This is a genomic window from Streptomyces sp. H27-H1 (assembly GCF_026627445.1).
GTDB lineage: Bacteria > Actinomycetota > Actinomycetes > Streptomycetales > Streptomycetaceae > Streptomyces.
Genome location: NZ_JAPNLJ010000021.1, coordinates 90,956 through 117,915, shown reverse-complemented (window position 1 = coordinate 117,915; position 26,960 = coordinate 90,956). Strand labels below are relative to the sequence as shown.

27 protein-coding genes and 1 pseudogene are annotated in these 26,960 nt (G+C 69.7%); 13 read left to right on the top strand and 15 right to left on the bottom strand.

Going from position 1 to position 26,960, the window contains the following annotated elements:
• Positions 1-110: 110 nt before the first annotated feature.
• Entirely contained in the window at positions 111-323 is a 213-nt protein-coding gene (locus OTB20_RS23315; protein ID WP_267820288.1) for a hypothetical protein, read from the top strand.
• Positions 324-1,185: 862 nt separating this feature from the next.
• On the opposite strand, the gene OTB20_RS23310 is transcribed toward OTB20_RS23315, so the two are convergent.
• From OTB20_RS23310 to OTB20_RS23295, 3 genes are all read right to left on the bottom strand, one after another.
• Positions 1,186-1,941, bottom strand: coding sequence for a class I SAM-dependent methyltransferase (locus OTB20_RS23310; protein WP_267820287.1), 756 nt, complete (start codon positions 1,939-1,941; stop codon positions 1,186-1,188).
• Positions 1,942-1,976: 35 nt separating this feature from the next.
• The gene (locus OTB20_RS23305) at positions 1,977-2,459 is read right to left on the bottom strand and encodes a MarR family winged helix-turn-helix transcriptional regulator (protein ID WP_267820286.1); all 483 of its coding nucleotides are present in this window, start codon (positions 2,457-2,459) and stop codon (positions 1,977-1,979) included.
• Positions 2,460-2,767: 308 nt separating this feature from the next.
• Complete coding sequence (locus OTB20_RS23295) at positions 2,768-2,974, bottom strand: cold shock domain-containing protein (protein WP_267820285.1); 207 nt, start codon at positions 2,972-2,974, stop codon at positions 2,768-2,770.
• A gap of 860 nt (positions 2,975-3,834) precedes the next feature.
• Here OTB20_RS23295 and OTB20_RS23290 point away from each other — a divergent pair.
• Positions 3,835-4,638 carry a PRC and DUF2382 domain-containing protein gene (locus tag OTB20_RS23290; protein WP_267820284.1) on the top strand — a complete coding sequence of 268 codons (804 nt, stop codon included), beginning with the start codon at positions 3,835-3,837 and terminating at the stop codon, positions 4,636-4,638.
• A gap of 312 nt (positions 4,639-4,950) precedes the next feature.
• On the opposite strand, the gene OTB20_RS23285 is transcribed toward OTB20_RS23290, so the two are convergent.
• Positions 4,951-5,160 (bottom strand): hypothetical protein, encoded by a 210-nt coding sequence (locus tag OTB20_RS23285; protein WP_267820283.1) that lies wholly within the window; start codon positions 5,158-5,160, stop codon positions 4,951-4,953.
• A 199-nt stretch (positions 5,161-5,359) separates the two neighbouring features.
• On the opposite strand from OTB20_RS23285, the gene OTB20_RS23280 reads away from it, so the two are divergent.
• The gene (locus tag OTB20_RS23280; protein ID WP_267820282.1) at positions 5,360-5,635 is read left to right on the top strand and encodes an isoamylase early set domain-containing protein; all 276 of its coding nucleotides are present in this window, start codon (positions 5,360-5,362) and stop codon (positions 5,633-5,635) included.
• A 905-nt stretch (positions 5,636-6,540) separates the two neighbouring features.
• On the opposite strand, the gene ppk2 is transcribed toward OTB20_RS23280, so the two are convergent.
• Together ppk2 and OTB20_RS23270 are read right to left on the bottom strand one after the other, a co-directional pair.
• Positions 6,541-7,602, bottom strand: a complete 1,062-nt coding sequence (gene ppk2 / locus OTB20_RS23275) for a polyphosphate kinase 2 (RefSeq protein WP_267820281.1) — start codon at positions 7,600-7,602, stop codon at positions 6,541-6,543.
• 125 nt (positions 7,603-7,727) lie between these two features.
• Positions 7,728-8,021: a hypothetical protein gene (locus OTB20_RS23270; protein ID WP_267820279.1), complete on the bottom strand. Its 294-nt coding sequence runs from the start codon at positions 8,019-8,021 to the stop codon at positions 7,728-7,730.
• Positions 8,022-8,486: 465 nt separating this feature from the next.
• Between OTB20_RS23270 and OTB20_RS23265 the strand changes: the two genes are divergently transcribed.
• The 5 genes from OTB20_RS23265 to OTB20_RS23245 all read left to right on the top strand — a co-directional run bounded on the left by OTB20_RS23265 (position 8,487) and on the right by OTB20_RS23245 (position 11,968).
• Positions 8,487-9,296, top strand: a complete 810-nt coding sequence (locus OTB20_RS23265) for an alpha/beta fold hydrolase (protein WP_267820278.1) — start codon at positions 8,487-8,489, stop codon at positions 9,294-9,296.
• Positions 9,296-10,561: a SpoIIE family protein phosphatase gene (locus OTB20_RS23260; RefSeq protein WP_267820306.1), complete on the top strand. Its 1,266-nt coding sequence runs from the start codon at positions 9,296-9,298 to the stop codon at positions 10,559-10,561. The genes OTB20_RS23265 and OTB20_RS23260 overlap by 1 nt, the downstream gene beginning before the upstream one ends.
• The gene (locus tag OTB20_RS23255; protein ID WP_267820277.1) at positions 10,558-10,917 is read left to right on the top strand and encodes an STAS domain-containing protein; all 360 of its coding nucleotides are present in this window, start codon (positions 10,558-10,560) and stop codon (positions 10,915-10,917) included. The genes OTB20_RS23260 and OTB20_RS23255 overlap by 4 nt, the downstream gene beginning before the upstream one ends.
• Before the next feature lie 199 nt (positions 10,918-11,116).
• Positions 11,117-11,425 (top strand): STAS domain-containing protein, encoded by a 309-nt coding sequence (locus OTB20_RS23250; protein WP_267820275.1) that lies wholly within the window; start codon positions 11,117-11,119, stop codon positions 11,423-11,425.
• Positions 11,426-11,542: 117 nt separating this feature from the next.
• Positions 11,543-11,968, top strand: a complete 426-nt coding sequence (locus OTB20_RS23245) for an ATP-binding protein (protein ID WP_267820273.1) — start codon at positions 11,543-11,545, stop codon at positions 11,966-11,968.
• Between the two features lie 205 nt (positions 11,969-12,173).
• On the opposite strand, the gene OTB20_RS23240 is transcribed toward OTB20_RS23245, so the two are convergent.
• Both OTB20_RS23240 and OTB20_RS23235 read right to left on the bottom strand, forming a co-directional pair.
• Positions 12,174-12,497 carry an STAS domain-containing protein gene (locus OTB20_RS23240; RefSeq protein WP_267820271.1) on the bottom strand — a complete coding sequence of 108 codons (324 nt, stop codon included), beginning with the start codon at positions 12,495-12,497 and terminating at the stop codon, positions 12,174-12,176.
• Between the two features lie 1,103 nt (positions 12,498-13,600).
• Positions 13,601-13,822, bottom strand: coding sequence for a hypothetical protein (locus tag OTB20_RS23235; RefSeq protein WP_267820269.1), 222 nt, complete (start codon positions 13,820-13,822; stop codon positions 13,601-13,603).
• Positions 13,823-14,362: 540 nt separating this feature from the next.
• On the opposite strand from OTB20_RS23235, the gene OTB20_RS23230 reads away from it, so the two are divergent.
• The 3 genes and pseudogenes from OTB20_RS23230 (at position 14,363) to OTB20_RS23220 (ending at position 16,255) form a co-directional block, all read left to right on the top strand.
• Positions 14,363-14,791 carry an SRPBCC family protein gene (locus tag OTB20_RS23230; protein WP_267820304.1) on the top strand — a complete coding sequence of 143 codons (429 nt, stop codon included), beginning with the start codon at positions 14,363-14,365 and terminating at the stop codon, positions 14,789-14,791.
• Between the two features lie 733 nt (positions 14,792-15,524).
• Positions 15,525-15,799 (top strand): annotated as a pseudogene (locus OTB20_RS23225) (MerR family transcriptional regulator).
• Between the two features lie 252 nt (positions 15,800-16,051).
• Complete coding sequence (locus tag OTB20_RS23220; protein ID WP_267820267.1) at positions 16,052-16,255, top strand: cold-shock protein; 204 nt, start codon at positions 16,052-16,054, stop codon at positions 16,253-16,255.
• A gap of 190 nt (positions 16,256-16,445) precedes the next feature.
• Here the strand turns inward: OTB20_RS23220 and OTB20_RS23215 are convergent, their stop codons facing one another.
• The 4 genes from OTB20_RS23215 to OTB20_RS23200 form a co-directional block, all read right to left on the bottom strand.
• Complete coding sequence (locus OTB20_RS23215; protein ID WP_324290406.1) at positions 16,446-16,745, bottom strand: hypothetical protein; 300 nt, start codon at positions 16,743-16,745, stop codon at positions 16,446-16,448.
• A 731-nt stretch (positions 16,746-17,476) separates the two neighbouring features.
• Positions 17,477-17,899, bottom strand: coding sequence for a hypothetical protein (locus tag OTB20_RS23210; protein WP_267820266.1), 423 nt, complete (start codon positions 17,897-17,899; stop codon positions 17,477-17,479).
• Entirely contained in the window at positions 17,872-18,081 is a 210-nt protein-coding gene (locus OTB20_RS23205) for a hypothetical protein (RefSeq protein ID WP_267820264.1), read from the bottom strand. The genes OTB20_RS23210 and OTB20_RS23205 overlap by 28 nt, the downstream gene beginning before the upstream one ends.
• A complete protein-coding gene (locus OTB20_RS23200; protein WP_267820262.1) occupies positions 18,078-18,209 on the bottom strand; it encodes a hypothetical protein in 132 nt (43 codons plus the stop codon). Before OTB20_RS23200 ends, OTB20_RS23205 begins: the two co-directional genes overlap by 4 nt.
• Before the next feature lie 118 nt (positions 18,210-18,327).
• Between OTB20_RS23200 and OTB20_RS23195 the strand changes: the two genes are divergently transcribed.
• Positions 18,328-19,065 (top strand): hypothetical protein, encoded by a 738-nt coding sequence (locus tag OTB20_RS23195; RefSeq protein ID WP_267820260.1) that lies wholly within the window; start codon positions 18,328-18,330, stop codon positions 19,063-19,065.
• 394 nt (positions 19,066-19,459) lie between these two features.
• Here OTB20_RS23195 and OTB20_RS23190 read toward each other — a convergent pair whose 3' ends face one another.
• Positions 19,460-20,974 (bottom strand): phosphatidylinositol-specific phospholipase C domain-containing protein, encoded by a 1,515-nt coding sequence (locus OTB20_RS23190; RefSeq protein ID WP_267820258.1) that lies wholly within the window; start codon positions 20,972-20,974, stop codon positions 19,460-19,462.
• Positions 20,975-21,825: 851 nt separating this feature from the next.
• The gene (locus OTB20_RS23185; RefSeq protein WP_267820257.1) at positions 21,826-24,192 is read right to left on the bottom strand and encodes an ATP-binding protein; all 2,367 of its coding nucleotides are present in this window, start codon (positions 24,190-24,192) and stop codon (positions 21,826-21,828) included.
• A 397-nt stretch (positions 24,193-24,589) separates the two neighbouring features.
• Here OTB20_RS23185 and OTB20_RS23180 point away from each other — a divergent pair, with 397 nt between their 5' ends.
• Positions 24,590-26,626: a CASTOR/POLLUX-related putative ion channel gene (locus tag OTB20_RS23180; protein WP_267820255.1), complete on the top strand. Its 2,037-nt coding sequence runs from the start codon at positions 24,590-24,592 to the stop codon at positions 26,624-26,626.
• 36 nt (positions 26,627-26,662) lie between these two features.
• On the opposite strand, the gene OTB20_RS23175 is transcribed toward OTB20_RS23180, so the two are convergent.
• Entirely contained in the window at positions 26,663-26,929 is a 267-nt protein-coding gene (locus tag OTB20_RS23175; protein ID WP_267820254.1) for a hypothetical protein, read from the bottom strand.
• Between the last annotated feature and the right edge of the window lie 31 nt (positions 26,930-26,960).

The following is a 26,960-nucleotide window of genomic DNA, read 5'->3' as shown; positions in this document are numbered from 1 at the left end:
AGGCGACCCGCCCCGGCCCGCCCGTCTCCCGCGTCCGGCACGCGACGGTTCCCGGGCCCTTGAACTTGCGCGCGGGAAATCTCGCAATCCCTGGAAGAGAGGAACAGAGCATGGCCGACAAGACATCCCAGACAGCACGCCGGAAGGCCGCACTGCTCGCCGACCAGCTGGTTGAAGCGGCCTCCGGCACACCGCCGGAGATCTCCAACGCTGTTCCCACGACGAACGCCGTCCTGGCACGGCCGGCAGTCCGACACGGCCTGCTGCTGCTCACCATCGCCACGCTTGCGGTCCTCGCTTGGCGCAACAAAAGGCACCACTGAAGAGAGGAGGCCACAAAGCGCGGCCACGCGTCGGCGGCAAGCTGCCGCGTGCGCACGCTCTCGCCATTTTCGTTCCAGTACTGCGAGCCCCCGTAAGGCGGGATCGTGCCGCCAAGGATTCTCACGCCCGGCCGAGGTATCGCGCAAGTGGTCTATCTCGGCTCGGTAGGAGAAGCCGTTGGCCACGTTGTGGAAAGTGGCCGGGCCGGTACGGTCCTGGAAGTGGAGGGTGACGGTGAGCTGTTCGAAGGCCTCGACCGTGAAGTCGAACGCTTCGCCCGCTACTTCGCCGCCCGCCGCCTGCCGGCACCGTGACCGCCGCGTTCCCGTTGAACGCAGCGTGCGTAGCGATCCGGGCCGTACACCGGCCCCTGCGGCGCTCCGGGCGACGGTCGCGCCGGTGAGGCGGAGCGGCGTCTTGCCGTAGGCAGATCCGTACACGCAGCTCGGACCCGGCGGCGCTGGTACGGATCACCTGCCGGACCGACTCGTTCAGAAATCCCTCCTCGGACCAGTTGGGGAACCAGTCGGTGTGGGTGGGTGTCTGCGGGGATGCGCTCCACGCACTGCGCCAGGTGATGTGATGGGCGGCGGCGGCAGGGGTGGTGGCGGAGCCGGTCATGGCCAGGAATGCGGCGGTCAACGGAGCGGTGAAGGCGATCTTCAGGGTGGTCATGTCTCTATGACCCGATCGGCTCGGCGAACGTGACAGGTGGGGTGATCTTCCTTCTTTGGCCTGACCGGAACCGGACTGCACTGCCGCGTCGCCGGTCTTCATCAGGCGGTGAGTCCGAGGGTGAGGGTGGCCGCCACCGGGGCGAGGTACAGGACGGGAAATACGACCGTCTTGTACGAGCGGGTGTCAGGAGCGGCGGGCGTGCAGTACACGCAGGCCGCGCGGGCCGGTGGCGTCGTGGACGACGTCCAGGTTCGCGGCGCGGCACTGGCCGGCCAGCCACTCGGCCGAGAGCCGCAGCTTCGGATAGCTGCCGGCCCGCAGGGACCATGCCCCGTCGATGCGGGTGTGGAGCAGGTCGTGGACCGTCACGGTGTCCTCGTCGGTGTACTCCAGGAAGCAGGTCAGGATCTGGTTCTCGTCGCTGCGTACGGGCAGGAACCGGTCGGTCCCGGTGAGCGGACCGGTGAGGTCGCGGTAGGTGATGACGAGGTGGCCACCCGGCGCGAGGGCGTCGCGGACGTCGGAGAGGAGGGCGACGACGTCGGTGGTGGCGGGGAGGTGGGTGAGGGTGTCTCCCATGCACACGACAGCGGCGAGGGTTGCGGGGGCGGCGAGTTGAGGGAGTGCCGTGCGCAGGTCCGCGTGGACCGGGCGGATGGGGGAGGGGGCGCCCGCGTAGCTTGCGAGTTCGTCGAGGAGCCTCCTGCTGGTGTCGACGGCGGTCACGGAACGGAAGCCGAGGGCGGCCAGGGCCAGGGACTGTGCGCCGGGTCCGCAGCCTAGGTCGACGGCGGTGTCTCCCGCGGGTCCGTCGGGCAGGACGCCGAGGCCGCGTAGGAGCGCGGCCTGGGTTTCGACGTGGGAGGTGATGTCGCCGCCGAGCATCCAGGTGTACTCGTCGGCGAGGAGGTGCTCGTAGTGGTGGGTCGCTGTGGTCATGCGGACTCCCGTTGTCGGGCGGGCTCGTGCCGCCGTCATGTGGTCTGTGCGCCGGCGTCTGCGGCGCGGACCCAGGTGGCGAGGTCGGCGAGGTAGGGGTTGGTGCGGGCCGCGTCGAGTTCGGCGCCGAGGGCTGCCCGGTAGGTGGGGGTGGCTGCCGCGTACCGTTCGCGGCCCGCTTCGGTGACCTGGGCGCTGACCGCGCGGCCGTCGGCCGAGTCGGTGCCTGAGCGGGCGCCCGGAACACGCTCCGCGAGGCCCTGAAGCTCGAGTCGGGCAACCAGCCGGGTGACGGAGCTGTCCTTCATCCCGATGCGCTCGGCGAGTTCCCCCATCCTCAGTCCGTCGGCGCTCTCCGGGCGGCTCAGGGCACACATGGCGCGGTATTCGGACAGGGGGAGGGCGTGCCGGTGCCGAAGTGCCTCGTCGAGGCGCTGCTCCATCCGGTTCAGCAGCCGCACGGCCATGCACCAGCGGTCGTCGGTGGCATCGTCGGCAGGGAGGGGGGATGCGTTCACACTTTGAACATTATCTGCTTGCTCAAGCAAGGAGAAGTGCTGGGCGCCGGGTGAGGCGCTGACCAATCGGAGCCGGCCAAGCGCGGCCAGGCGGAACGGAGGCGATCGCCCCGGTTCCTGCGCTTCGGGTTCATCGCCATCGCGCAGGAGGGCGGCGGTGCGGCGTCCTCTCCCAGTGCTCCGACGTCAACTCCTCCGGCCTCTGCGGGCTCCAGGAGGGGCAGGTCGTGACGTTTGACGTCACCCAGGACAGGAAGCGTCCTGTGTCAACGCCGGCTGTTCGTGTGCGGGTGGGGCGTGGGCTCGCTTCAGTTGCGAACGTGGTGGGCGGTGTAGCGGCCCTCGGTGAAGGCGATGGTGAACGTAATTTGCTGTCCTTCGGAGAGGGTGGTGCAGGGGGGCTCGAGGGCGTCGGCCTCCACGTAGATGGTGAAAGTGCTGCCGTAGGGGATGAGGAAGCCGTACCCGCGGGCGCGGTTGTAGGACTGGACGTAGCCGGTGATGCGGTCGTTCATAGGCCAATATCCTTGGATGTCTGCCTGCCCGAAAGCACCCGCGGGAAGCGGGAACTGGGCCCCGCGGAGGGTGATCTGCGGGCCGGTGGGCGGGGCCCACGCCACCTCACCGCCTCGACGGGGTTCGCGGGATCGGCTGCGTCCGCAATGCCGCTGCGCACCTGTGTACCCGGAGGAAGAAAGGACGCGACTCTCTGAAGAAGTGAATACCGGCCAGGTCGCATTGGCGGAACCCAAGGCCGAGGCGTGCTGAATAGATCATTGAGGAACCGCGGACGCGCACGGAGAAGCAAACTGCAGCGCGCTTCGCTCACAGTCTCATCATCGCGGACCACGCTGCGGATCGCGCGCTGCGGGTGCCACTGCCTCAGCGCGAACTCGCTCCCGGTGACCAATGGCCACTGGACTGGGCGCCGGGCTGGGCCTGCTGGGCTGTCTGCTGGGAAAGGCCGGCGGTGCGCGTGGCCGGTCGAAATGAAAAGCGTCCAGTAGCGCCGCGGAGAGCGCAGCATTCGGTGTTTCGTCGGAGGTGTGGTCCGACAGCGTTCGGGCGGCGAGTGCGGGGATCCTCGGGGAGGGAGGCCGCCGCGCCGCAGGCGTACCAGCCGCTGGTGGACAGCTGGGCAGCGGCGGTCCCGCACGCGGACCTGAAAGTCACCCGTCAGGGCCAAGGCGCTGCCCAGGGCAATTCGACGGGCCGACGGTGCTATCGCCGCGCGAAACCGCTTCGGCGCCGAACCCGAGCCGCACGCACCGGTTGCGACTTCTTCGTTCCGGGTGCGGGCTTGAGTAGGTACGCGGTGAGCGCGGGACATCGAAGTCGCCGCGCGTCGCGTGCCCACGCACAGGAGGATTCATCGATGAGCGCTGGAAACGGTTTCCTGAGCACCGAGCAGCTGATGACGCTGACGGCCTACGACGCCGCCGGTGAGAAGATCGGAAACATCGGCCAGGTCTACCGCGACGATGCGACCGGCCAGCCGGAGTGGGTCACCGTCAAGACCGGTCTGTTCGGCATGAAGGAGTCGTTCGTACCGCTGTCGGGCGCCCGCAGCGACGGCGAAGCTCTCCATGTCCCGCACTCCAAGGACGTCGTGAAGGACGCCCCGCGCGTCGACGCCGACCAGCACTTGGACGCCGACGAAGAGCACAGGCTCTACCAGCACTACGGCATCGCCGGGGGGAACGGAAACGGCAACGGCCACAGGACCGCCGTGGATGCGCCGGGCATCGCGACGGGGACGTACGTCGACGACCGGGGCGAGGGCCGTGGCAAGGACGAGCTGATCCGCTCCGAGGAGCGGCTGCGCGTGGGCACCGCCAACGAGGAGGTCGGCCGGGCCCGCCTCAAGAAGGTGGTGGTAACCGAGAACGTCACCACCACCGTCCCCGTCAGCCACGAGGAGGTTCGTGTCGTACGCGAGCCCATCCGTGCAGGCGAGCGGGCCCGCGGCGACATCGGCGAGGCCGAAAAGGAGGTGACCCTGCACGCCGAGCGCGCGGTGACGCGCAAGGAGACGGTGCCTGTCGAGCGAGTGCGTCTGGAGACGGACAAGGTCACCGAGCAGCAGGAAGTCTCGGACACCGTCCGCAAGGAGCAGATCCGTTACGAGGACGGCAAGGAATCCCGCCGCGGTGAAGGCCGGGGTGGCCCTCGCCGCTGACTCGGCTTTCACGTGCCCGGCCGCAGCAGACTCCTGCTGCGGCCGGGCACGCGTGTCCACGGTGTCATCGGCATCGTGCCTGTACGTGGGGCGGACGATGCCGGCCGCGTGGACCACGTGGACCACGTGGGCCGCGTCAGGATCTTCGTGGTCCGGACGCGGCTTCGCGGTGGGTTTTGGTGGGTCAGGGTTTGACGACGGCGGCTTCGGGCTCGGGGCTGGAGGCCGGCACGTGACAGGACCCGGCCGGTGTGACGGTGGCTTCGGGCCCGGCCGGGTCCTGCGTGCGTGGGTGTGACGGTTTGGCGAAGGTCAGGCCTTGTCGTCGCGCATCTCGTCCCCATCGCGTTCTTCGCGCTCGCGCCGCATCTCATCCTGGCGCTGCTTGAGCTCCTCGGGGCTCTTGCCGCGGGCTGTCTCGCCTGCGCCGGGGCGGGCGGGGTCCTGGCCCTCGCTGCTCGGGCGCTGCTGCTCTTCGCGGCCCTTGCCCGGTTCCTGGCGCTTGTCCTTCATACCGCCCATGACGGTCACTCCTCTGGGATGCGTAACGGATTCCTCCCCTCCACGCTGACACGCACCGTAATAGTTCGCACCATTTGTGTCACTGATTGTGGTGGGTGGGTGATGGTCGGACGCGGGTGGCGGCGTCGGCGTGCGAGGGGCGCTTGCGCCGTCGACGATGTGCCCGTAACCCCCATCCGCTGATGTCAGGAGCTCACCCATGCTGGAGCGCACGCTGCGCAAGGACCGCACGGCGGTCACCTTCGTCCTGCCCGCCCACACCCCGCCGGGCCCCGTCAGCGTGGTGGGCGATTTCAACAGCTGGCAGGCCGGCACCCACACGTTCAAGCCCCGCAAGGACGGGAAGCGCGCCGTCACGGTCGACCTGCCCAGCGGGACCACCCAGGCGTTCCGCTATCTGGCTGCCGGCGACTACTGGTTCAACGACGACAGCGCCGGAGACCAGGACGGGCCCAACAGCCGCCTCCACACCTGAACTCGCGGGTTCATCCCGTCGCTCTCCGGCCTTGATCCGTAGGCGGCCGCGGCTCGCGGGACTGTGAATAGGGCGCGTGGGCGGATTCCGTCAGGTGCGGAGGAGACCGCTGGGGTCGCCGAGTGCGTCGGCGACCTCGTGGTTGAACCAGTAGTCGCCTGTCCGTGAGGTCGCGGAAGGCGTGGGTGCTCGTGCTGCGCTGGGCGCGTGACCGCCCGGGTGCCGTCCTTGCGTCGCCGCATCCTCAGCACTAGGACCGGCCGGCCCTACGACGACATACCGGACGGGCCCCGGTGGTGGAGCGCGCAAGACCCGAGCGGCGGAGCAACCGAGATTCGGCCGGACGGGAGCGGGCAGGCGGAGAAGCGAAAGACTCTTCGTTCCCATATGCCGGATCCACCATGACGAACGCGAACGCATACATACATACGCGAGGGCTCCCGGATATCGCACCGCCCGCCCCGTCCCCGGACCGGAGCCGAACACTGAACCGCCGCAGGCGCCTCCATCCGGTAGCGCTGGCCACCCCGACGGCAGGAAGAAGCAATGGGTACTCCTCCGAACGATCCTGTACCTCCCAGCCCTACCCCTGTTCCGGGCCCCGGTCCCGGCCCGCAGCCCGGGCCGTTGCCAGGTCCGGTCCCGGCTCCAGGGCCGGACCCGGTTCCGCCCGCCCCGCCGCAGCCTGAACCTGATCCGCAGCCGTCACCCGCACCGCGCCCCGATCCCTACCCGCAGCCGGGCCCGTTGCCCGGTCCCGTACCGGCGCCGGAACCAGTCACCTGAGGGCGGCCGGTGCCAGGGCGACCGTCCTGGCGAGGTCTGCCTTTCGTCGGGTTCCAGCAGGAGGGGTGCCGATTTGAGCCGGCGGGCAGGAAGCCGGCCGGTGGACGGAGGGCGCGTGGTCAGCCGACAGGTTGCCCATCGTCCCGTTTCGCGTCCCCTTGAGGCGGACGGGGCGACCTGTCAGCTGAGGCGGAAGGGGTGGCTGGGGTGGCCTGTGAGCCTGGATGGCTGCCAGGTCCGACGCGGTGGTGGCCGAGCGGGGTCGGGGACAGGTCCGTGTCCTCCTCGCCCGCTTCCAGCAGGGTGTCGGCCGCGCCGACGACGAGGGGATCGGGCTCGCCGACGGCGCCCTCGTCCTTGTTCCCGTACTCGAAGCGGACCAGGAGGCTGCGCATGGCTTCGAGGCGGCCGCGCCGTTTGTCGTTGCTCTTGACGACCGTCCACGGCGCGTGCGCGGTATCCGTCGCCCGGAACATGTCGACCTTGGCCGCCGTGTAAGCATCCCACCGGTCCAGCGACTGGAGATCGACGGGCGACAGCTTCCACTGGCGCACCGGGTCCACCTGACGGATCGCGAACCGAGTGTGCTGCTCCGCCCGGGACACCGAGAACCAGAACTTCACCAGCAGCAGGCCGTCCTCCACGAGCATCCGCTCGAAGCCCGGACACTGGTGCAGGAACAGCTGACACTGTTCCTCCTCGCAGAAGCCCATCACCCGCTCCACACCCGCCCGGTTGTACCAGGACCGGTCGAAGAACACGATCTCGCCGGCCGCGGGCAGGTGTGCGGTGTACCGCTGGAAGTACCACTGGCTCGACTCGGTCTCGGTGGGCTTGCCGAGCGCGACGACTCGAGCCCCCCGTGGATTGAGGCGTTCGGTGAACCGCTTGATCGTGCCACCCTTGCCGGCCGCGTCCCTGCCCTCGCAGATCACTACGAGACGCTGACCGCTGTCCTGTACCCACCGCTGCAGCTTCAGCATCTCGATCTGCAGGATCCGCTTCTGCCGCTCGTACTCCACCCGGCGGATCTTGCGCGAGTACGGGTAGTTCTCCCGCCACGTCTCGATCGTGTGGCCCGAGGCGTCCAGCAGCACTGGTTGCTCGGGCCTGCTCGTGTCGACGGTCAGGCCGCGCAACAGCCGTTCGGAAGGGGCGTTCGTACCTTCTGGTTCCTCCACACCGGGCACCTGCCCTCCCTGCCGGCCTTCACACCGCGTGTCCTTTCGCCTGCCCGGTCCGCGGAAGGGCACGGGAGGCGTTGAACATCGCGACGACCTGAGGCGCGGGGTGCCCTTCCCTGCTCTCACGGTGACGGTCTTGCCGGGCTCCACGGTGAGGTGGGGACGGTGTGGCAGGCGGCGTCGGTCAACGTCCAGCCCTTGCGGCTCACCGTGGCAGTGGTGCCCTTGGCGGCCTGAACCCAGTCAGCGTTGAGCGAGGCATTCGTTCCGGTGTCGCTGCCGGGGGAGTCGTACCAGATCTTCGAGACGCGCAGGGTTCCGGCGGCGTGGCCCTGGCCGGGGATCAGGAGCAGCAGCAGGGCTGCGGCGGTGATGGCGGCGCCGGCGACGAGGTGGCGGGCGCGGGGCATGAGCACGGCGGGGCACGTCCTGTCTGGTGAAGGAGACGCCGTCTGGTGAAGGAGACGTCGTGGTGGCGGTGGCGGGTCAGGCCTCTGACGTTAGGGGCCCCAGCCGCTGAGCAGGGCTCCCGTAACGCCACCGTGACACAAAGTCACCCTTTGGTGTTGGATCCACTCCAGGCCCTGCTCCCCACGCCGACGAACCGGCTCAACGCGGCCGGCCATGCCTGATCCGGCATCCCACAGGCATGGTCACCGCGACGGCGGACGGGAGCAGGGAGCACGAGGGCCGCTTCCTGCGCACGAAGCCTCTTCTGGCCCCGCCGCCGGGAAGCGTGCCGACGACCGATGTTCTCGCTGTGCGAGGGCGCCCGATGCTGCGGTCGCTGAGGTGTTGGCTCTCGTGCGAATCGCCTGGTGGGGGATTCGCGGTTCCGGGGCGCCGTCTTGCTCTCAGGCGCTTCTGCGAGGATGTGATGCATGGATGTGCGTAGCAGGAATCGCGTGAGGGTGTCGGGGCGGGCGGATGGCCCGGTGGTGATGCTGGCGCACGGTTTCGGGTGCGATCAGAACCTGTGGCGTCTCGTGGTTCCAGTACTGGAACAAGACTTTCGTGTAGTCGTCTTCGACCACGTGGGCTCCGGCCGCTCGGATCTGTCCGCGTGGAGCAAAAAGCGGTACTCCAGCCTCGACGGTTACGTCGAGGACGTGCTCGAGATCTGCCGCGACCTCGACCTCGGCCCGGTCACGTTCGTGGGTCACTCGGTGAGCGCCATGATGGGTGTACTGGCCGCCGCGCGGGAGCCCGGGTACTTCGCGGGCCTGGTCCTGCTGGCCCCCTCGCCGTGCTTCATCGACGACCCCGCCACCGGATACCGGGGCGGGTTCAGCGCCGGGGACATCGACGAGCTCCTCGAATCCCTGGACGCGAACTACCTCGGGTGGTCGGGGGCGATGGCCCCGGTGATCATGGGGAACCCGGAGCGTCCGGAGCTGGGCGAGGAGCTGACCACCAGTTTCTGTGCCACCGACCCGGCCATCGCCAGGGTCTTCGCCCGTGTGACGTTCCTGTCCGACAACCGCGCCGACCTGTCGAAGGTAGAAGTCCCGACCCTGATCGTCGAGTGCTCCAACGACGCGATCGCACCGCCGGAGGTGGGCGCCTTCGTCCACGCGCAGATCAACGGCAGCCGGCTCGTCACCCTGAACGCCACCGGACACTGCCCCCAGCTCAGTGCCCCCGAAGAGACCGTCGAGGCGATCGCCGGGTTTGCAGGGACGCTGCGATGATGTGCGCCACCGACGGCGATCAGGACAGCGACGGCGTATCCGGGGACCGAGCGGGCAATGATTCCGCGCTGTTCTCCGCACTACTGGAGGACAGTGCGGAGGACCTCTACGAGAACGCCCCGTGCGGCTATCTCTCCACGCTCCTGGACGGACAGATCGCCAAGGTCAACGGAACACTGCTGACCTGGCTGGGGTATGAGCGGGGAGACCTGGTAGGCCGCAAGAGCTTCTCCGACCTCCTCACTGTCGGTGGTCGGATCTACTACGAGACGCATTTGGCGCCGCTGCTCCTCATGCAGGGCGAGATCAGCGGCATTGCCCTGGAGCTCAAATCCGCCGGCGGCACCCGGCTACCGGTCCTGGTGACTTCCACGGTCAAGACCGGTGGTGACGGCGAGCCGCTGTTGATCCGAACCACCGTCTTCGACGCCCGCGACCGGCGCGCCTATGAAGAGGAGCTCCTGCGCGCCCACCGGGAGTCCGACCGTGAACGCGAGCGCCTGCAGCAGCTGACCACCACGCTGCAGAAGACGCTGCTGCCGTCCGCCCTGGCGAACGTCCCCGGCCTGAACGTCGCCGCGCACTACCACGTCGCCTCCATCGACGAGGTCGGCGGTGACTTCTACGACCTGTTCCCCCTCACCGGCGGGTCCTGGGGCATGTTCCTGGGCGATGTGTGCGGCAAGGGGGCCGAGGCCGCGGTCGTCACCTCCCTGGCCCGCTACACCCTGCGCGCCGCCGCGGTCTACGACCCCGATCCGGCCGCCGTCCTCAGTAACCTCAATACCGTCCTCAATCACGAGTACAACGGCCACGACCCGCGGTTCTGCACCGTCGTCTACGGACTGCTCACCCCCGACGCCGAACACGGCTACCAGGTCACCCTGGCCAGCGGCGGACACCCGCCGGCCCTGTTGATGCGCGCCGACGGCACTGCCGAATACCTGCCCACCCCGGGTGGCCAGCTCATCGGCGTACTGCCCGACGCCCACATCGCCACCACCGCCGTCCACCTCGGCCCCGGCGACACCCTCCTCCTGCACACCGACGGCCTCACCGAGGCCCACACCGACGGCACCAGCGCCGGCGACCGCTACGGCGATGAAGCTCTCCTCGAATTCGGCCGTGACCTGGCCCCCACCACCGCCCGGGACACCATCGCCGCGATCCGTACCCTCCTCGACACCCTCGGCACCGGAGTGGACGACGACACCGCCCTCCTGGCCGTCAGCGTGCCCCGACCCGAACGTGAAGGGCAGCAGTGACACAGCTGAGCGTCCACACACGCACCCTCCCCTGCGGTCCCGTCATCGAAATGGCCGGAGAGCTGGACCACCACAGCGCTCCCCAAGTCAGCGAAATCCTCCGAGGCCTCACCATCGATGCCGGCCAGCAACTCCTCGTCGACTTGGGCGGCCTCACCTTCTGCGACTCCAGCGGCATCACTGTCCTCATCGCCGCCCGAAACCACGCAGTGGCCGCCCACGCCGCCATCGTTCTGATCGCCGTCCCCGACCGAGTTCGCCGGATCTTCCACATCGTCGGCCTGGAGCAGGTCTTCCCTGCCTATTCCACCGTCGAGGACGCCGAAAAGGCCTGGGCCACCTCGCCGGCGAGCTGATCCCCTCGAGGCCAGGCCCCCCTGCACGGGGCCGCTCGGACGGACAGGCGCACCACATGCGAAAGGGTCCAGTTCGAGGACCTCGGTCACCGCGAACGCGAGCTCCACCGGCAGCACGCAGGGGCGGCGTTCCCTGAACCGGGCCCGGCAGGGGCACGCAAGGTGTCCGCATATGCACATGGGCTGGCATGCTGTGGCCATGGACGAGACGTATGACCGGCAGGACACCGCGGTCGTGACCGCCGTGGACGAGTACGACATGGACACCCTGCAACCGATCGCGGACCAGCTGTCCGCCGCTGCCGCAAGCCACCGCACCGTCGTCCTCGACGCCTCAGCCCTCACCTTCGCCGACTCCTCCTTCCTCAACCTCCTGATCCAGCTCCACCACACCACCGACCTGAGGATTGCCGCCCCCCAGCACCAGCTCACCCGGCTCCTCGAGCTGACCGGAGCAGACCAGCTGTTCGACCTGCGCCCGAGCGTCGAGGACGCACTCCGGCCCTGACCCGCAGGGTGGCGCAGGGTCCGTACGACACCGGCGGTAAGTTTCCGCGGGCCGTGCTGTCGGGGTGCTGTGTGAGAATCACGGGGGTTTTGGCTCGTTACCGGGTAGACGAGGGACATGAAACGGACACATGGGGACGGAGAAGTGGACGGGAAGCCACCCGCCCCAGAAGCCTCGACGCAGCCGCTTCCCCTGACGGCGGCCGCTGCCAGGGCCGCAGTCGCCGCGCTGCTCCACCAGTTCGGGTTCTCCCCGGATCGCCGTGTGGTGACCGACGCGCTGATGATCACCTCGGAGCTCGTCACCAACGCGATCCGTCACGGCGGCGGCCTGAGCGCCTTCGGTGCGGACATTCACGGCGGTGCACTGCGTGTGCTGGTTGCTGACCACAATCCGGTGTACCCGGTCGCCCGGACCGCCACTGCCCCTGGGCTCCGGATCGGTGGCTACGGCTGGCCCCTGGTCCAGAGCCTCGCCGACCTCGTCACCGTCACACCCCACGGCTCCGGCAAACAGATCACCGCAGACCTCGCCCTCCTGTAACTCTCCTGCATCCGGCGTGCCCGTTCCCGTGACAGGGTGCTGGAATTGCGGAGTGATGCGGGCCAGTCGCCCCTCCTTGTTGAGGCCACCGCACTCAAGGAAGCGCGGTGGCGGTCACGCTCTCCAGAACGCTCTCCAGAATGGCTCCTCGTGCCGGCCGCCGACCGGTCGCCTCGGTGGCGGGCACGAGGGCGTAGTGACCGGCTCAGGGAGCTTCTGGGGCGTTCTCGCGGATCTCGAACAAGGCCAGCGTGCCGGTCATCTCCAGCAGTCGCAGCAGCTGCTCCGATAGCGGGCCGATCAGTACCAGGCGACGGGACTTGCGCAACTTGAGCAGCAAGTTGAGGAAGGTCGAGTCGGCGAAGCCCACCTGGGCGACGTCCAGCACCAAAATTTCCGCAGCGCTCGCCCTCTCGCAGGCTGCCCGCAGCACGCCCGCGGTGTCCAGGTCGAACTCCCCGGAACAGACGAGCACGGACACACCGTCGCCCTCGGACCGCACCACCACCCGCGGCGACTCCATGGACATACCGCCCTTTCCTTCCAGCAGAGCAAACCGCGCCCTCCCAGCGGCTGTTGGGAGTCGATGAGGGAGACCGGGCAAGTCGGATGAGTGCCAGGCGTAGGGCGCCGGAGCTGTCCCTGTCTGGGGACGCACCTCGCCTCCCCTTGCGCCCGGGCTTCGAAGGGTCACCACCGCACCGCTCCACGCACTTCAACCACGTCTACTGGGCCTGGTGGTTTGCCTCTGCCAGCCCCCGGTCTCGTTGGGCTGGCAGAGAAACCATAGCTAAGTCACCATCTAATGTCTACTATGGCCATTGCAGATTTTCGACCTCGGAGCAAAGAGGTAATCGAACTCGGCAACCGGTATCGAGGACGCCGACCAGAGGCGTGGCCGTCTGTTTATCCGGGCACGGACTCGGAACTGCGCCGGCCCCAGGCTGCCGCCGCGTCCGGGCAGGCAGGCGGGCTGCGGGTCCGTTTTGGTCTTCCGATGTCGCACGCGGTGCAACGTCCCAGTCGCCGGGTGCGGTCGAGCCGTACTCCTCCGTCGGACAGACCGCGCCCGCGCCGATCACGGTGTGGAAGACCCATTGGATCGCCGAGCATCTTGAGGCAGTCAAGGGTGCCGGGCTCCCGTGGAATGGGTCCGGTTCGTGTGCGAGCGGATCGTGTTGTTCGGCGCCGCTGAACTGCCCGGCCGGGAGTACCCGCCGAGGGGCCACGGCGACCCTCGCCCGTGACCACGATCCCGAACTTCAGCCCCGTCGGTTCCGCCGCAGCAGGATGATGGCGAGGGCCGGCAGGCCCGCGTCCACGGTCGGCCCACTCACCCAGTCGGGGCCCGAAGACTCCACGCCCGCCGCCGGAGCGACGGCCCCGCACGACGCCGCTCAGGCCCGGAAGGCCGGGCTCGCAGGCCGAGCCGTGCGCGTCGGTGGCGAGCCGACACCCTCGGCTGCCATGGAGGGCTCACCCATCCGTGCACAGGTACTCAAGGCGAGGGTGCCAGCCGCAGGGTCGGTCAGTAGGCCGTCGGGGTGCGGGCCTTGGGGGAGGGACGGCAGGGGCGATCCGCTGAAGTGCGCTTCGACGGGTGAGTGGTGTGCCGACGGTGCTGTGTGGGCTCTACTTCAGGCTGTTGCCGAGGGATTCAACCGGGGTGGTGAGGGGGCGCAGGGGGTCTTCGCCTCCGTCGATGGTTCCGGTGGCGGTGTAAGAGGTGAGGTTCGCGGCAGCGCTGTTGAGAGGGGCTTCGAGGGGGTTGCCGTCTGCGTGGGCGGTACCTGTGACCGTCAGGGCAGCCCCGGCGAGGGCGAGGGCGGCCAGTACGTGCTTGGTGTTGTCCATGTGTTGCCAACGCTCAGGTCCGGAGCCGGGTTACGTACTGGGTGCCGGACCGGTCCTGGGTGGTTTGGGCAGCCGTTCCGCCTGGCTACGGCTGGCCCGAGAGATCGACTATGGGGCCGCCCGCACGATCCGCTGCCGTCCTGGCAGGTGGAGTCCGGCTTTCGGACGCGGCGGGACGCGGATGCGAGGAATCCGTAAGGGGTATCGACGGGGGAGACGAGTTCCGCGACGGCCGCGTCGCCGGTGTTGACGCTGAAGCAGTCGGAGCGGTGGGTGCCGTGCGAGTCGATGCAGCTGGCGATCACCAGGGCATTGTGTTTCGGCCGCTTCAGCCGTCCTCGTTCGCACCAACCGGCCCGGCGCCGCAACCGGACGGTAGTCAGCCCCCGCTGGTGGTGTGACCGCATAGGTTCCCTGCCGGTCCTCGGCGGCGCCGTTCACCGCCCGCAGTGATCAGGTATGTCCGTGCGCTCGGATGAAACCCGCTCTCGCGGGTACCCGCGAGAGGACAAGTCGCCCCGCATGAAGGAGAAGAAGTCCATGACGTCCTCATTGCTCGAAGCTGTCGACATCAAGGCGCCGGTCTCTGTGAGCTGGGCGCTTTGGCAGGACGTCGAGCGCTGGCCCTCTTTCCTCAGCCACGTCCGGCACGTCAAGCGGATCGACGGGACCACCTTCGCCTGGCAGGTCTCCCTGCCCGGAGCCGACAAGGAGTTCGTGGCAGAGCTGGCCGAGGTGATTCCCGAAGAGCGCATCGCTTGGCGCACCACTGAGGGGGTGCACCACGCGGGCGTGGTCACTTTCCACCGCCTCAATGACAATGAGAGCCGGGTGACCCTTCAGGTCGAGTACGACCCGAAGGGCTTCATCGAACACCTGGGCGCGCTCACGAACCTCGACTCGGTCCTGGCCAACTATGATTTGGGCGAATTCCAGGCAATGGCCGAGCGCGAGGCCCTGCGCACCTGACATCTCCGGCGATATCGGTTTCCCCCTACCCGGGACGTGCAGTGCGCCATGCTGTGGCCCCAGTGCTCCGCCAGTCGGGGTTCGGTAGGACCGGTGACACCAGGAACCTGTTGCCGGACTCTTTCCCCCGCTTTTTACGCCCTCATTCCACCTCGCCCGACTGGGTCAGGGCCCGGCTCCGACCAGCCTCCCCCTGCTGGTCGGAGCCCCGAATCGCCCATGATGGCCCGGGTTGGCCTCGTGTAGGGCCGGTTGCGGCGCAGGCGGGACGGTGACGTGTGGCCGTAGGACGAAGGCCCGGATTCCCGCAGCCGGACCGTCTGCACGGGGTGGGGTCAACTGCGGCAGCCGTACTGCTCCAGGATGCTTTTGGTCAGGAGGGCCTCCGGTACGAGCCTGGAGTCTGTCCTCGCTTGGTCGAATTCGAATTCGAGTTCCTGTTAACGGGGGAGGGCCTTGGGGCGGGGCGGCGTACCGATCGCGGACGGGGTGGTCCTGACGCGTTTGTCGGCGTGCGATTTAGACCCCAACCCAGCACAACGGCCGCACCCACGGCGGCAACCTTCTTCATCGACGTGTTCCCTTGCAGTGCCTGTGTTGCAGCAGTTCGCAGTATGGCGGCGGAAAGTGCAGTCCCCGTTTGAGCAGTACGGCGTTGCCAGCAGTTCGCAGTTCCTTCGGGGCCCGGGTGCCACATGGCACCCGGGCCCCTCCATGCGTTCCATGAGAGACGATGGGCCGGGCGGCGGAAATGCTCTCGGCACCACCCGGGGCTTCCTCCGTGCCCTCGGCGAGGCCCGCCTGGTCACCCCGCTGAGCTCGGAGGGTGGGCGCCGCCGCTACTCCCGCTACCAGCTGCGGATCGCCGCCCGCGCCCGCGAACTCGTCGACCAGGGCACCCCCATCGAGGCGGCCTGCCGGATCGTCCTCCTCGAGGACCAGCTCGAGGAAGCTCAGCGGATCAACGCCGAAAACCGGCGATCATCGAATCCAACGATCGCGGCTTGAGACGGTACGAGCCTGTTGGCCTACGGCGAGAGGGCCTGCACGTAGCTGGTCTCATGCGTGATGGGTCGCTGTTTCCTCTGGTGACAGCCGGTGGTTGGCGTGTAGCGTCTGGGTCAGCTGTCGTGGTTCGGAAGTTCCCATTGCCCACGCCGTTGGTGTGGGCGTTTTGCTGTGCTGTGCCGCAGGAACCAGGGCGATCACCTCCGCCTTCCACATGGTGTGGGAGGCGTACCTGACTGGAAGGCATGTGACATGGCTAAGGGAACTGTGAAGTGGTTCAACGCGGAGAAGGGCTTCGGCTTCATCGAGCAGGAGGGTGGCGGCCCGGACGTCTTCGCCCACTACTCCAACATCAACTCCTCGGGTTTCCGTGAGCTCCAGGAGGGCCAGGTCGTCACGTTCGACGTCACCCAGGGCCAGAAGGGCCCCCAGGCGGAGAACATCACCCCGGCCTGACCTCCACCCAGCCCATCGGGCCCAGGGACCGTGGTCAGCGCGTGCACTGCCCGTGCCGCTTGACCGGAACAGCGGATACCGGACCTGTCAGTGGGAGCTGTAAAGCGACGGGCCGCACGGGTACTCCCGTGTGGCCCGTCGCGTGCTGGGGGTGTGGACCCCCTTTCCGGCGATCGGCCCGTTCTCAGCGTCAGGTGTACCTCGCGCTCGAAGTACTGGGCGGCGGGTAGGGCATCGCCCACTTGTCGGCCTGGCTGGTGCAGGCCTTGGGCTTCTCGCCCTCGTCGGCGGGTCCGATTCCGATGACTTGCGCGCACATCCACTGCTGGACTCCGGTGAGCTGGTCCCAGCCGTGTCGGTGGGTGGCGACCCACCGGCCGAAGTCTTCGCCTTGGCGTATGACTTTGCCCGCTGTGGTCGGCAGCGTCCGGCTGGTGTCCAGGTGGAGCCGGATGAGGTGGAAGCAGCGCTGCCAGGTCACCGGCCACACCGGGGGAGGGTGGCGATCTCCTCCAACTGCTCGCGCCGCGACAGTGCCTTCGCCCCGGGCGGGCCGGACGGGTGTTCTGGTCTCCGCTCTCGATGCGGTACATGCGCAGGCCGCGGCGTAGACCAAGCCCGGACGCCCGGGACGCGGCCGCTGGGACCGGATCGGCACGCCCGACCGTCCCTATGCCAAGCCCCCCACTGACACGCAGGTCGCCCAGGGCGGCCGCATGTCCTCGGCGGAGCCTGCCGGACACGGTGACAACGACCCCCGTACCAACTCGTCCGCCTCCACCAGCGTTGTGCGGCCCACCGGAGGCTCCGCCCCTCTCGACGGCGAGAACCTCGCGGAGACTGGCAATTCCAGCACGACAGCGCTGATCGCCCTCACGGGAGCCGCCGTACTCGCCCTCGGTGTCGCCTCCAGGATCGTCGTCCCCGCCGCCGCCACGGGTGACGGCGTATCGCCCGACAGGGCCACACAACCGTGTCCCGGCTCAGCGTTCGTCTTCCCCTTGGCAGCCGGCGCGGCCGAGGTCGCCGGGGCGCTGGTGGACGGTTTGGCGTCCGCCGTGGTGTCGGCCTTGTCGGAGCCGCACGCGGTGACCGGCACGGCCAGGGACACTGCACACGCGGTACGAGATCCGCACCTCGCCCAATCGAGACCGCCCCAGCACAACGTGCAGTGGAGAGGTCTTCTCCGCACCACGAGACGTGGTGGGCCGGCGGACGAGGTCAGAGGGCGTGGCGTTCGTAGGCCGAAGACGGTGGACCGTAGCTCAAGCCGTTCGTGTCGAGGGCGTTGTAGACGGTGACCCGGCCCCCGGGGAAGACGAAGCCGAGGGCGACCATGCCCTTGGCCATGTCGTCATCGTGGTGCTCCAGCAATTCGATCTCGTGGAGCTCCTGGCCCTGGAGTGCGGCGAGAACGGAGTCGGCATCGTGGCGCCAGCGAAGGTCGAAGCCCGGCCAGGGGGCGCAGCCGTGCGGGTTGGGCGAGTTCCAGGTGAGGGCGAGGTCGTCGGACTTCTGATGCTGGATCTCTACCCGCTCGCCACCGAAGTCCAGCGGCACCGGGGCGTCAGCGAACCACGTGTCGTCGGGAACATCCCACAGCAGCCAGGCCCGTGTCAGCGGCCTGCCGATGAGCGCGCGCACTCGGCTGCCATGGCGGGCAGCGATCGCGGCACGACCACGGTGACCACCTGCACCACGTGACCGGCGTCGCTGACGGCGCTGCTGAGCAGCGAGGAGCGGTGGCTGAGGAGGTACTCGCCGACCTTGGACCGGAGCGCGCCGAGGGCCTCGGATCCATCCGGAAGGGCGGCCGGGCCAGTCACTTCTCGATGCTGGTCAGGCCCTCGAGGAAATCGCGGACCAAGGTGGCGCTCTCCCCGGCCCTCGTCTCGCCGACCAGCGCCAGGGCGCCGAGGAGCAGCACCGTGCTGCCGATCAGAGCGACCGACACCGCGGGAGCGGGGGAGGCGGGTGCCACCGCGGTCTGAGCGCGGCGGACTCGGCCGGAACCGAGCCCGAACGGCGGTATCCGTAGTGCGGGGCGCGACCGGGGCCGCGAAGGTGACGGCATGGGCGACTGGTGGTACCGCAACATCCTGGAGCCGGGGAAGCTGCCCCTGCTCCTGGCGCTCTCGGCGTTCGTCGTCACCTTCGCCGCCACCCGGATCATCACCCGCATGATCCGGGCGGGGAAGGGCCCCTTCCGCAACGTCACGCCGGGCGGTCTGCACGTCCACCACTGCGTCCCCGGGGTCATCTTGATGACCGTCGGCGGATTCACGGCGATCGGGGGCGGCCGTACGGGGTGGGGGGCGGCGGCAGCGGCCGTGCTGTTCGGGATGGGGACGGGGCTGGTCCTGGACGAGTTCGCGCTGATCCTGCACCTGAGCGACGTCTACTGGACGAAGGAGGGCACCATCAGCATCGAGGTGGTGATCATGACCTCGGCGCTGGCGGCGTTGCTGCTCTGCGGGTTCCTGCCGTTGGGCGTCGACGGCCTGACCCCCGACGAGGAGCAGAACCGGCTCACCGCGGTGGGCACCGTGCTGTTCAACCTGGTGCTGGCGATCATGGCCCTGATCAAGGGCAAGCCCCGGATGGCCGTCCTCGGCGTCGTCGTCCCGCTGATCGCGCTGGTCGCGGCGGTACGGCTGGCCCGACCGGTCTCCCCCTGGGCGCGTCGCTTCTACCCGGGCCGACCCAAGGCGCGGGCCCGGACCATCAAGCGGGCCTACCACCACGACCGGCGCTGGAGCGGGCTGCGGCGCAAGGTGGACTACCTGATCGGCGGCGCACCCAGCCCCTAACCCGACCCTCGGTCAGGCGCCGACCGGGGCGGGAGCCGAGTCGAGCTCCCAGGCGTGGTGCTTGAACTCCGACGGAAGGCTTTTGCCGGAGCAGGCTGCCAGGACCGCCGGGGTGCGCAGCCCTGCGGAGGCGCGGGTGTGTGTGAGGTGCTGCAGGTGTGCGTGGTCCGGCCGTTGACGGGCTCGGCGTCAGGCCCGTCGTAGGCGGGGAAACCGGCGAGGCAGGGAGACCGGGCAGCCGGCCCGTCCCGGTCCCGTCCCGGCCACGCTGCGACGTGCAGCGGACGTACAGGGCGTGTCTGCTGATGCCGACGGCCCGGCCGATTGCTCGGCCGGGCCGCTTTCGGGTGCCGCAATCGCGGGTCTGACAGGTGCAGGGATCAGACCCGGGGATTCATGAGCGGGTCGGGCAGACGTCCTGGGTGACCTTGCCGGCCTTGCCGCCGGTCGTGGCGGGGTCCAGGGTCAGGCACTTGCCGGTCCACTGGTTGATGAAGTAGTAGGCGCGTCGCCCGCCGTACTGCTCTGCCGGCATGACCTCCCAGAGCTGGTTGGCCGAGGGCCACCGGGCCTCGCACGGCCACCAGAACAGTTGCATGCCGTTGCCGGGCGGCACACCCAGGTTCCACGGGATGGTGAGGCAGTTGCCGTTGCCCGCCTTGATCCAGTAGTAGTTCTTGCTGTCGTAGGGCGGCAGGACGGCCGACCACTGCTGGCTGCTGGGCGCCGGGCTCGCGCAGGCCCGCTGTGTCACCACTCCGCCCGTGCCGTCGGGGAAGTTCTCGCCCCGCACCATGCAGCGGTTCGGCGCAGTGGTCTCGTAGGTCTGCCCGATGTACTGCTTGTTCGAGGTGACGGTCCACAGCGCCGGGTGCGGCGGAAAGATGTGGGCGTTGCGGTTGAGTTCGTTGACCACGGACAGCGGGGTGACACCGCTGGTGTCGCTGTGCTGGTAGAAGTTCACCGCGACGTAGTTCGGGTTACGGCCCGCGGCGGGACGGCAGCTCTTGTCGATGCGGTTCTGCAGGGCCGAGCCGTTGTCGCCCGGCGCCTTGGCCTCGGGGTTCAACACGCTCGAGGCGAACTGGTTCATGGTGAACAGCGGCGTCAGGGCCGTGCCAGGCATGGGGTTCTGCCCCACCGGGTTGCTGTTGCGCGATGCGCAGCCGCTCGGCCGGCCGTCGTAGTCGTAGAGCGTCTCCACCGTGCGCGCCCAGGTGTACATGAGGCGCCCGTATTCCTTGCTCCCGTCGCTGGACTTGACCGGGACGTCATCTCCCCACTTGTCCTGGAAAACCACCAGGCGGCGGTTGTCGGAGACCATGTCGCGCAGCCGCGGCCAGTTCCGGTTGTCGATGTCGTACTGGCTGGGCGAGAACAGCAGGTTCTTCGCGTTCTCGGCCTCCAGCACGTCGGTGACAGCCTGCGTGAGCGACGCACGGCTGGCGTAGTTCTCCAGGAAGACCGTGACCACTTCGTCCGGGTGCGCCTTGAGGAATTCCACCACCGTGAAGAGCCCGCTGCGAAAGGTCTCGAAGCAGGCGAACGTGGAGTGGCACATCATCAGGTCGACGTTGCCCTCCTGGTCGTAGGCGATGTCGTAGGTGTCGAGCATCAGCCCGCGCACGCCTTCGTCGAGCTGCCGGGAGATGTTGCGCGACTGGTTCCGAGGCGGCAACGCGCCCGAGATCGCGTAGGAGTTGTGGGTGGTCAGCGACGACCACTGGTCGAGGCGGGCGTCTCCGTACTTGCTGCCGGACGCCGCCACCGCGGTCGTCGGGGTGGGCAGCATCGCGGCCAGGATGAGCAGCGAAAGGACGGGTAGGGACAGCCTTCGCAGCACGCGGAAGCCTCTTGCAAACATGTCGTTCCCCAGGGTGAAGACGGTCGTCGGAACCGGAGCGGGCATGCGGTACCGGTTGCCGGACGGCGGTGCGGGTGGTCTCGGGCGCGGTCAAGTGCCCCCGTCCGGCCGTGCCGTCCGTTCCGCGTTAAGCCAACAGGGTGGACGCGGCAGGGACCATGCGGTTCCACCGGCAGAAGTAGGGCCCGGCACACTTCTGCCGGGTGGCTCCCCCCGTAGGCCGAGAACCTCTACGACGTCACCCGGTCATGGTCCCGGCGGGAGCTGCAGGCCGACCGTGCCGGTGGCCGCGAAACCCAGGGCCGGCGACCGGGCCCCGATGCGATCCACGCCTGCCCCCCACCCCGAAGCCACCATGCCGCGGTACCGCGCGATCTGCCCGTACCGGAAGCCCGCCCCCGGCATGCCGCACCGAGCCGCCCGCGAGCTTGACCTCGACCTCGGGCACTCATGGAGCCCGGTGACTGGCCCTTCGGCATCGACGCCGGCAACCGAGCCGGCGGCCGCACCGTACTCGTCGGCCATCCGGCGTCCGGCGTCCACCGCCCTGCCACGACGGCGTAGGCCCTGTGCCAGGTCCTGCGGGCGGGGCGCGTCAGCGATCCCGCGCTGACACGGAGTGGGCCGATGTCGGGCTGGAGGCCCAGTTCGTCGGGGCGGGCGGGGTTGTGTGCGAGGGCCGTCGCGGTCGAGCACCACCGCCGGCCGGAGTGTGTTCGTGCCTGACCTGCGTGCGCGGGGCCGGTGGGTCGCTGCCGGGCAGGGGTACGGAAGGTCCTGAACAGTCGGCCGGTGTGGGGGACCTGGGGGGTGCCAGGAAGTTCCACCGGCAGAACTACGTGCTGCGCCGGTTCTGCCGAGGAGGGACGATCCCGAGGAGGCGGCGAACGGGGCAACTACGCCTGATCGACGGCGTCCAGTGCGCGCAGCTCGGCAGCCGCCTCCACCTGGCGGGGATTGTTCAACCCGGTCAGCGCCGCGAGCGCGGCCGTCAGGGTTCCGTGGGCCTCCGTACGGCGGGTGAGGTGGCGCAGGACGATACCTAGGTCCAGGCGGGCGGGTTCGCTCCAGGCGGGCATCCGCGCCGCCTCGAAGCGGGCCACCGCATGTCGTAGATGGCCCTCGGCTTCCTCCCAGCGCCGCAGCGCCGCAAGATCGTTGCCGATGTGCTGCCGTGCCGACGCCCGGTAGAGATCGGTCAGTTCCGGCGACGTGCCCGGCACGGCTACGGTGCAGAGGGCTTCGCTGCGTCGGTGAATGCTGAGGGCCTCCTCGGCGCGCCCGACCTGTCGCAATTGCCGGCCCAGTGTGTTGAGCGTGGACAGCTCTGCCAGGCGGCTCTGAGTACAGGTGCGGTCCTTGAGGTGCTCGGCCGCCGCGTGGAGGTGGGTGATGGCCTCGCCGGTCCGCCCGAGACCGCTCAGGGCCGCCGCCGCGTAGTGCAGGGCCCAGCCGGTCTGGAGGGGGTCATCGATCTCTCGTGCAACGGTCAGGGCGGCCCGCGCGGTGCTCAAGGCTGCAGAGTGGTCGTGGAGACAGACGCTGTGGGCCCAGGCCAGGTAGTTGAGATGCACGGCCTCGTCCAGCCTGCTCCCGAGGGCACGGGCGGAGCCGACGGCCCGCTGGAAGACCTCCGGCCACAGCTCCCAGTGCAGGGTGCGGTCGGAGAACCAGTGCATGGCCTCGGCGGCGTCGACCACCTGTTGGTGGTGGCCGCAAGCCTGGGTCCGGCGCAGCGCTGCCAGCCATTGGGCCCGCTCGGCCGTCAGCCAGCTGTGCGCCCCTTCGAGACCGGTGGGCGCGGTGGCCGGGTCGGGATCTCCGGCACGGGTGGCGTCGGGGGCAGGAGTACGCGGCGGGTGGTCCGTGGCGAAGAGGCGGGCGGCCGCGGTCGCTCGACGCACCATCCACTCGTCGGCCCGTTCCTGTACGGCGACGAGGTTCGCGGGCTCGTCCTCCTCCGCCAGTTGCTCGGCGGCGAAGAGGGCGAGCAGATCGTGGAAACGGTAGCGCTCCGCGGTGGGATGAGGCTGGAGCAGACCGGCGTCCGTGAGCTCATGCGCGTACCGGCCGGCCTCGCGCAGAGACAGGCCGGCAAGCAGCGCCGTGGTCTCGGGGCCGAAGTCGGGACCGTCGGCGAGCGCTGACCGGCGGAAGACGGTGCGGGCAAGCGGGTCCAGTTGCCGGTAGGACAGGGCGAAGGCGGCTCGTACCCGCAGGGAGCCGGCCTCCAGGGTGTCCAGACGGCGTTCCTGGGCGGCGAGCTGGGCGACGACTTTGGTGATCGCCTCTCCGGGCCGGGCCGCCAGGCGCTGCGCGGCGATGCGGACGGCGAGCGGCAGGTGCCCGCACAAGTCGGCAAGGTCTCGGGCTCCCTGGGGTTCCTGGCGGACGCGCGCGGAACCGATGATGCGGGTGAGGAGTTCGACTGCTTCCTCGCGGCGCAGCAGTCCCAGTTCGGTGCGGTGGACGGCTTCGAGGCCGGCCAGGGTGTGGCGGCTGGTGACGAGGGTGAGAGAAGCGCTGTGGCCGGGCAGCAGAGGACGGACCTGGTCCTCGGCAGCGGCGTTGTCGAGAAGGAGGAGCACGCGGCGCGTGCTCAGGAGGGAACGCAGCATGCCGGCTCGGTCCTCGGCGTCTGCGGGGACCGTGCTGTCGGGTACGCCCAGGGCGTGGAGCAGTCGGGCGAGCGCGTCCCGGGGGTCGACGGGGCGGGGGTCCATACCGCGCAAGTCGAGGGCGTACTGGCCGTCGGGAAAGTGCGGGGCGAGGACGTGGGCGGCGTGCACGGCGAAGCTGGTCTTTCCCAGACCCGGCTGTCCGCAGATCACCGCGACCGGCGGGTGGGCCGGATCGAGGTCCTCGACCAGGGTGAGCAGCCGGTCGAGGGCCGGGCCTCGAGCGGTGAAATCGCTCAGGTCACGCGGCAGGGCGAGCGTGTGGTGCACGGCCTGCCGCAGGACGGGGTCGGGCTTCGACGCCGTGCCCGGGGCGCCGCCGTCTCGGGCGGCCGGGCGGTGCCGGCCCAGGCTCGCGAGTCGTTCCAGCTTGCGGGCTCCGGCCTCGTCCAGGCGCAGGGCGTCGGCCAGGGCCCGCACGGTACGCCGCTGGGGCCCCCGGGAACGGCTCCGCTCCAGGTCGGACAACCCGCGCACGCTGATCCCTGCCGTCTGCGCCAATTCCTCCTGGCTGAGCCCCGCGCTCGTGCGCAGTGCGTGCAGGTGCGCACCGAAGCCGCCGTCGGCCGGTGTACCGGTGCCCATCCGTGTCGCATCCCCTGGTCAAAACGTAGTGCCGGCAGGACTGGCGGAACCATCCGGCAAAATTATGCCCGACGGCCCGGCGACTCACGTGTGAGCCTCACGGCACGCTGCTGGAACAGCATGGTGGCGGTGTTGGCGCCCTTCCGTGTCTTGACGGTGACGGTCTTGCCGGCCCCCAGGGCGAATGTGGCCAAGGTGTACATGTGACTGGAGGCGTCGGTGGGGCTCCGTTGGTATGGCGCGAGGTCCCGGGCCGGCAGGTGGGCATGCCGTACCCGCCCGAACGGGTGAATTGGCCCTGGAACAGGGCATGGGCCGCCGCCGCACACCGCACTGTGCAGCGAGGGGGGCACCGCACAGGGGTATGTGGACGGGCGGGAAGCGGGGGTGGGGTCGGATGGGCGTGGGACGACCTGTGGGACGGCGGCGGGCTTCGTTGCGGGAACGGGCCGGGTACCGGTTCGACCGAACACTGGCCCGTAGCACCGGGACGCTGATGGGCTGGCTGGTGATCACCTGCCTGGCCGTCGTCGTCCCCGTGAGCACGGTGCTCGTCTGGACGGACCCGGGATCCCCGCGCTCGCTGTCGGGCCGGCTGACGGCCGCCTGGCGGACCAGCGCGGAGACACTGCGCCTGGGCGCCGTGACCGGAACACCGCTGCGCATGGCGCTCGCGGCGCTGCTCGGGCTGGTGGCCCTGCTGTGCGTGTCCACGCTGGTCGGGGTCATCACCACGGGGCTGGCGGACCGGATGGCCGAGCTGAGCCGCGGGCGGTCGACCGTCCTGGAGGACGGGCACGTCGTGGTGCTCGGCTGGTCGGACCAAGCGGGCACGGTCGTCAGTGAACTGGCCGCCGCGCATGCCCCGGACCGGCCCCGGACCATCGTGCTGCTCGCCGATCGGGACAAGACCGAGATGGAACGGGCGCTCGACGCGCGGATGGGCCCGGGCGGCGCCCGCACCCGCGTCATCTGCCGGAGCGGGCCCGCGAGCGATCCCGATGTGCTCGCCCTGGTCAGCCCCCAGACGGCGAGCACGGTCCTGGTGCTGTCATCGGGAGAACCGGCCGCCGACGCGGAGGTGCTGCGGATCCTGCTGGCGTTGCGAGCGGTCCTGGGCGAAGGCGCGGAAGACGGACCGCCGGTGCTGGCCGCGGTGCGCGAAGACCGGTACTACGCACCAGCGCGGCTCGCGGCCGGCCCGCGGGGTACGGTCCTGCGGACCGACACCGTCACGGCGCGGCTGATCGCCCAGTGCGTGGGGCGCACCGGCCTCTCCCTCGTGCTGCGGGACCTGCTCGACTTCGCCGGGGACGAGTTCCACGTCGTCGACGCGACCCCCTTCGAAGGCGGCCCTTTCGGTGCGGCGCTGCTGGGCTACGCGGACACCTGCGTGGTCGGACTGCTCACCGCGGAGGGCCGTACGGTGCTGAACCCGCCCGCCGAGAGCCCCGTCGAGCCCGGCAGCCGCCTGATCGTCCTCACCCGCGACGAGGACTCGGCGCGAGTGGAGGACTGCGAACACCTCGTCGATCCGTCGGCGCTCAGCACGGCCCCGCCGCCACCCGAGGAGGCCTCGCGCCTGCTCCTGCTCGGGTGGAACCGGCGGGCCCCCCTCGTCGTCGGCCAGCTGCGCCGGACGGCCCGGCCGGGCTCCGTGCTCGACGTGGTCACGGACCTCGCCGTGCCCGGACCCCGGGCGTCGGAGCCGCTCGCGGAGCCGGAGCCGGAGCCGGGACGCGGGCGCGCGTGGGAGCAAGACCTTGATCCGGAGTCAGGGGCGACAGCGCCGCCGGCGCTGGCCGTGCGCGTACGATCGGCGCCGCTGCCGCGCCCCGAGACCCTGCTGGGCCTCGACCTCTCGCCGTACGACGGGCTGGTCGTCCTCGGCCCCGAACCGGACGGGGGCTCCGACCGGCCCGACGACTGGACGCTGGTCACCCTGCTGGGGCTGCGCCTGCTGGAAGAGCGCACCGCCCGGAAACTGCGCGTGGTCACCGAACTCACCGACGACCGCAACCGGCCCCTGGCGCCCGTCGATCCCGGCTCCGACGTCATCGTCAGCGGAAACCTCACCGGACTGCTCATGGCACAGATTGCCCAGAACCGGCACCTCGCGCCCGTGTTCGACGAGCTGTTCTCCGCCGAGGGCAGCACGGTGCGGCTGTGCCCGGCGGGGACGTACGTACGCCTGGGCAGCGAGGCGAGCTTCGCCACCGTTGTCGCCGCGGCCCGCTCACGTGGTGAGTGCGCCATCGGGTACCGCCTGCACGAGCGCCGTGCGGTGTCACCGGACCACGGCCTCCGGCTCAATCCGCACAAGGGCGTACGCCACCGGTGGAGTTCCGAGGACGAGGTGATCGTGGTGTCCGCCGATCCCGCCGAGCGCGGGGGTCCCGTGCCGGAACTGTCGCGACCGGTCTCGGCCGGGTAGGAACCCGGGCGGCCTCGGCCGGGTCGCGAAGCCCGTTCACCCGGTGCGGACAGGGATCGCGGGCACGGGCTCCCTGCCGGCGCGGGGGACACCGACGATGCCCCAGGCCGCGGGATCGAAGGGGACTTCGGACGTGGCATCGGCCTCGGCGCCGTAGACGGTGACGCACCGCTCCCGCAATTTGCCGCTGACGCGTTCTGATTCGGCGGCGTTCCACACCGACGCCGCGTCGACCTCGCCCGCAATGCCCTCGCGACCCGCGCCGCGCCTCCACGAGGGCATCGACGACGCGGACTGCGTCACGTCGTGCGGGTCAGTGCTTAGGAGTCCTCGG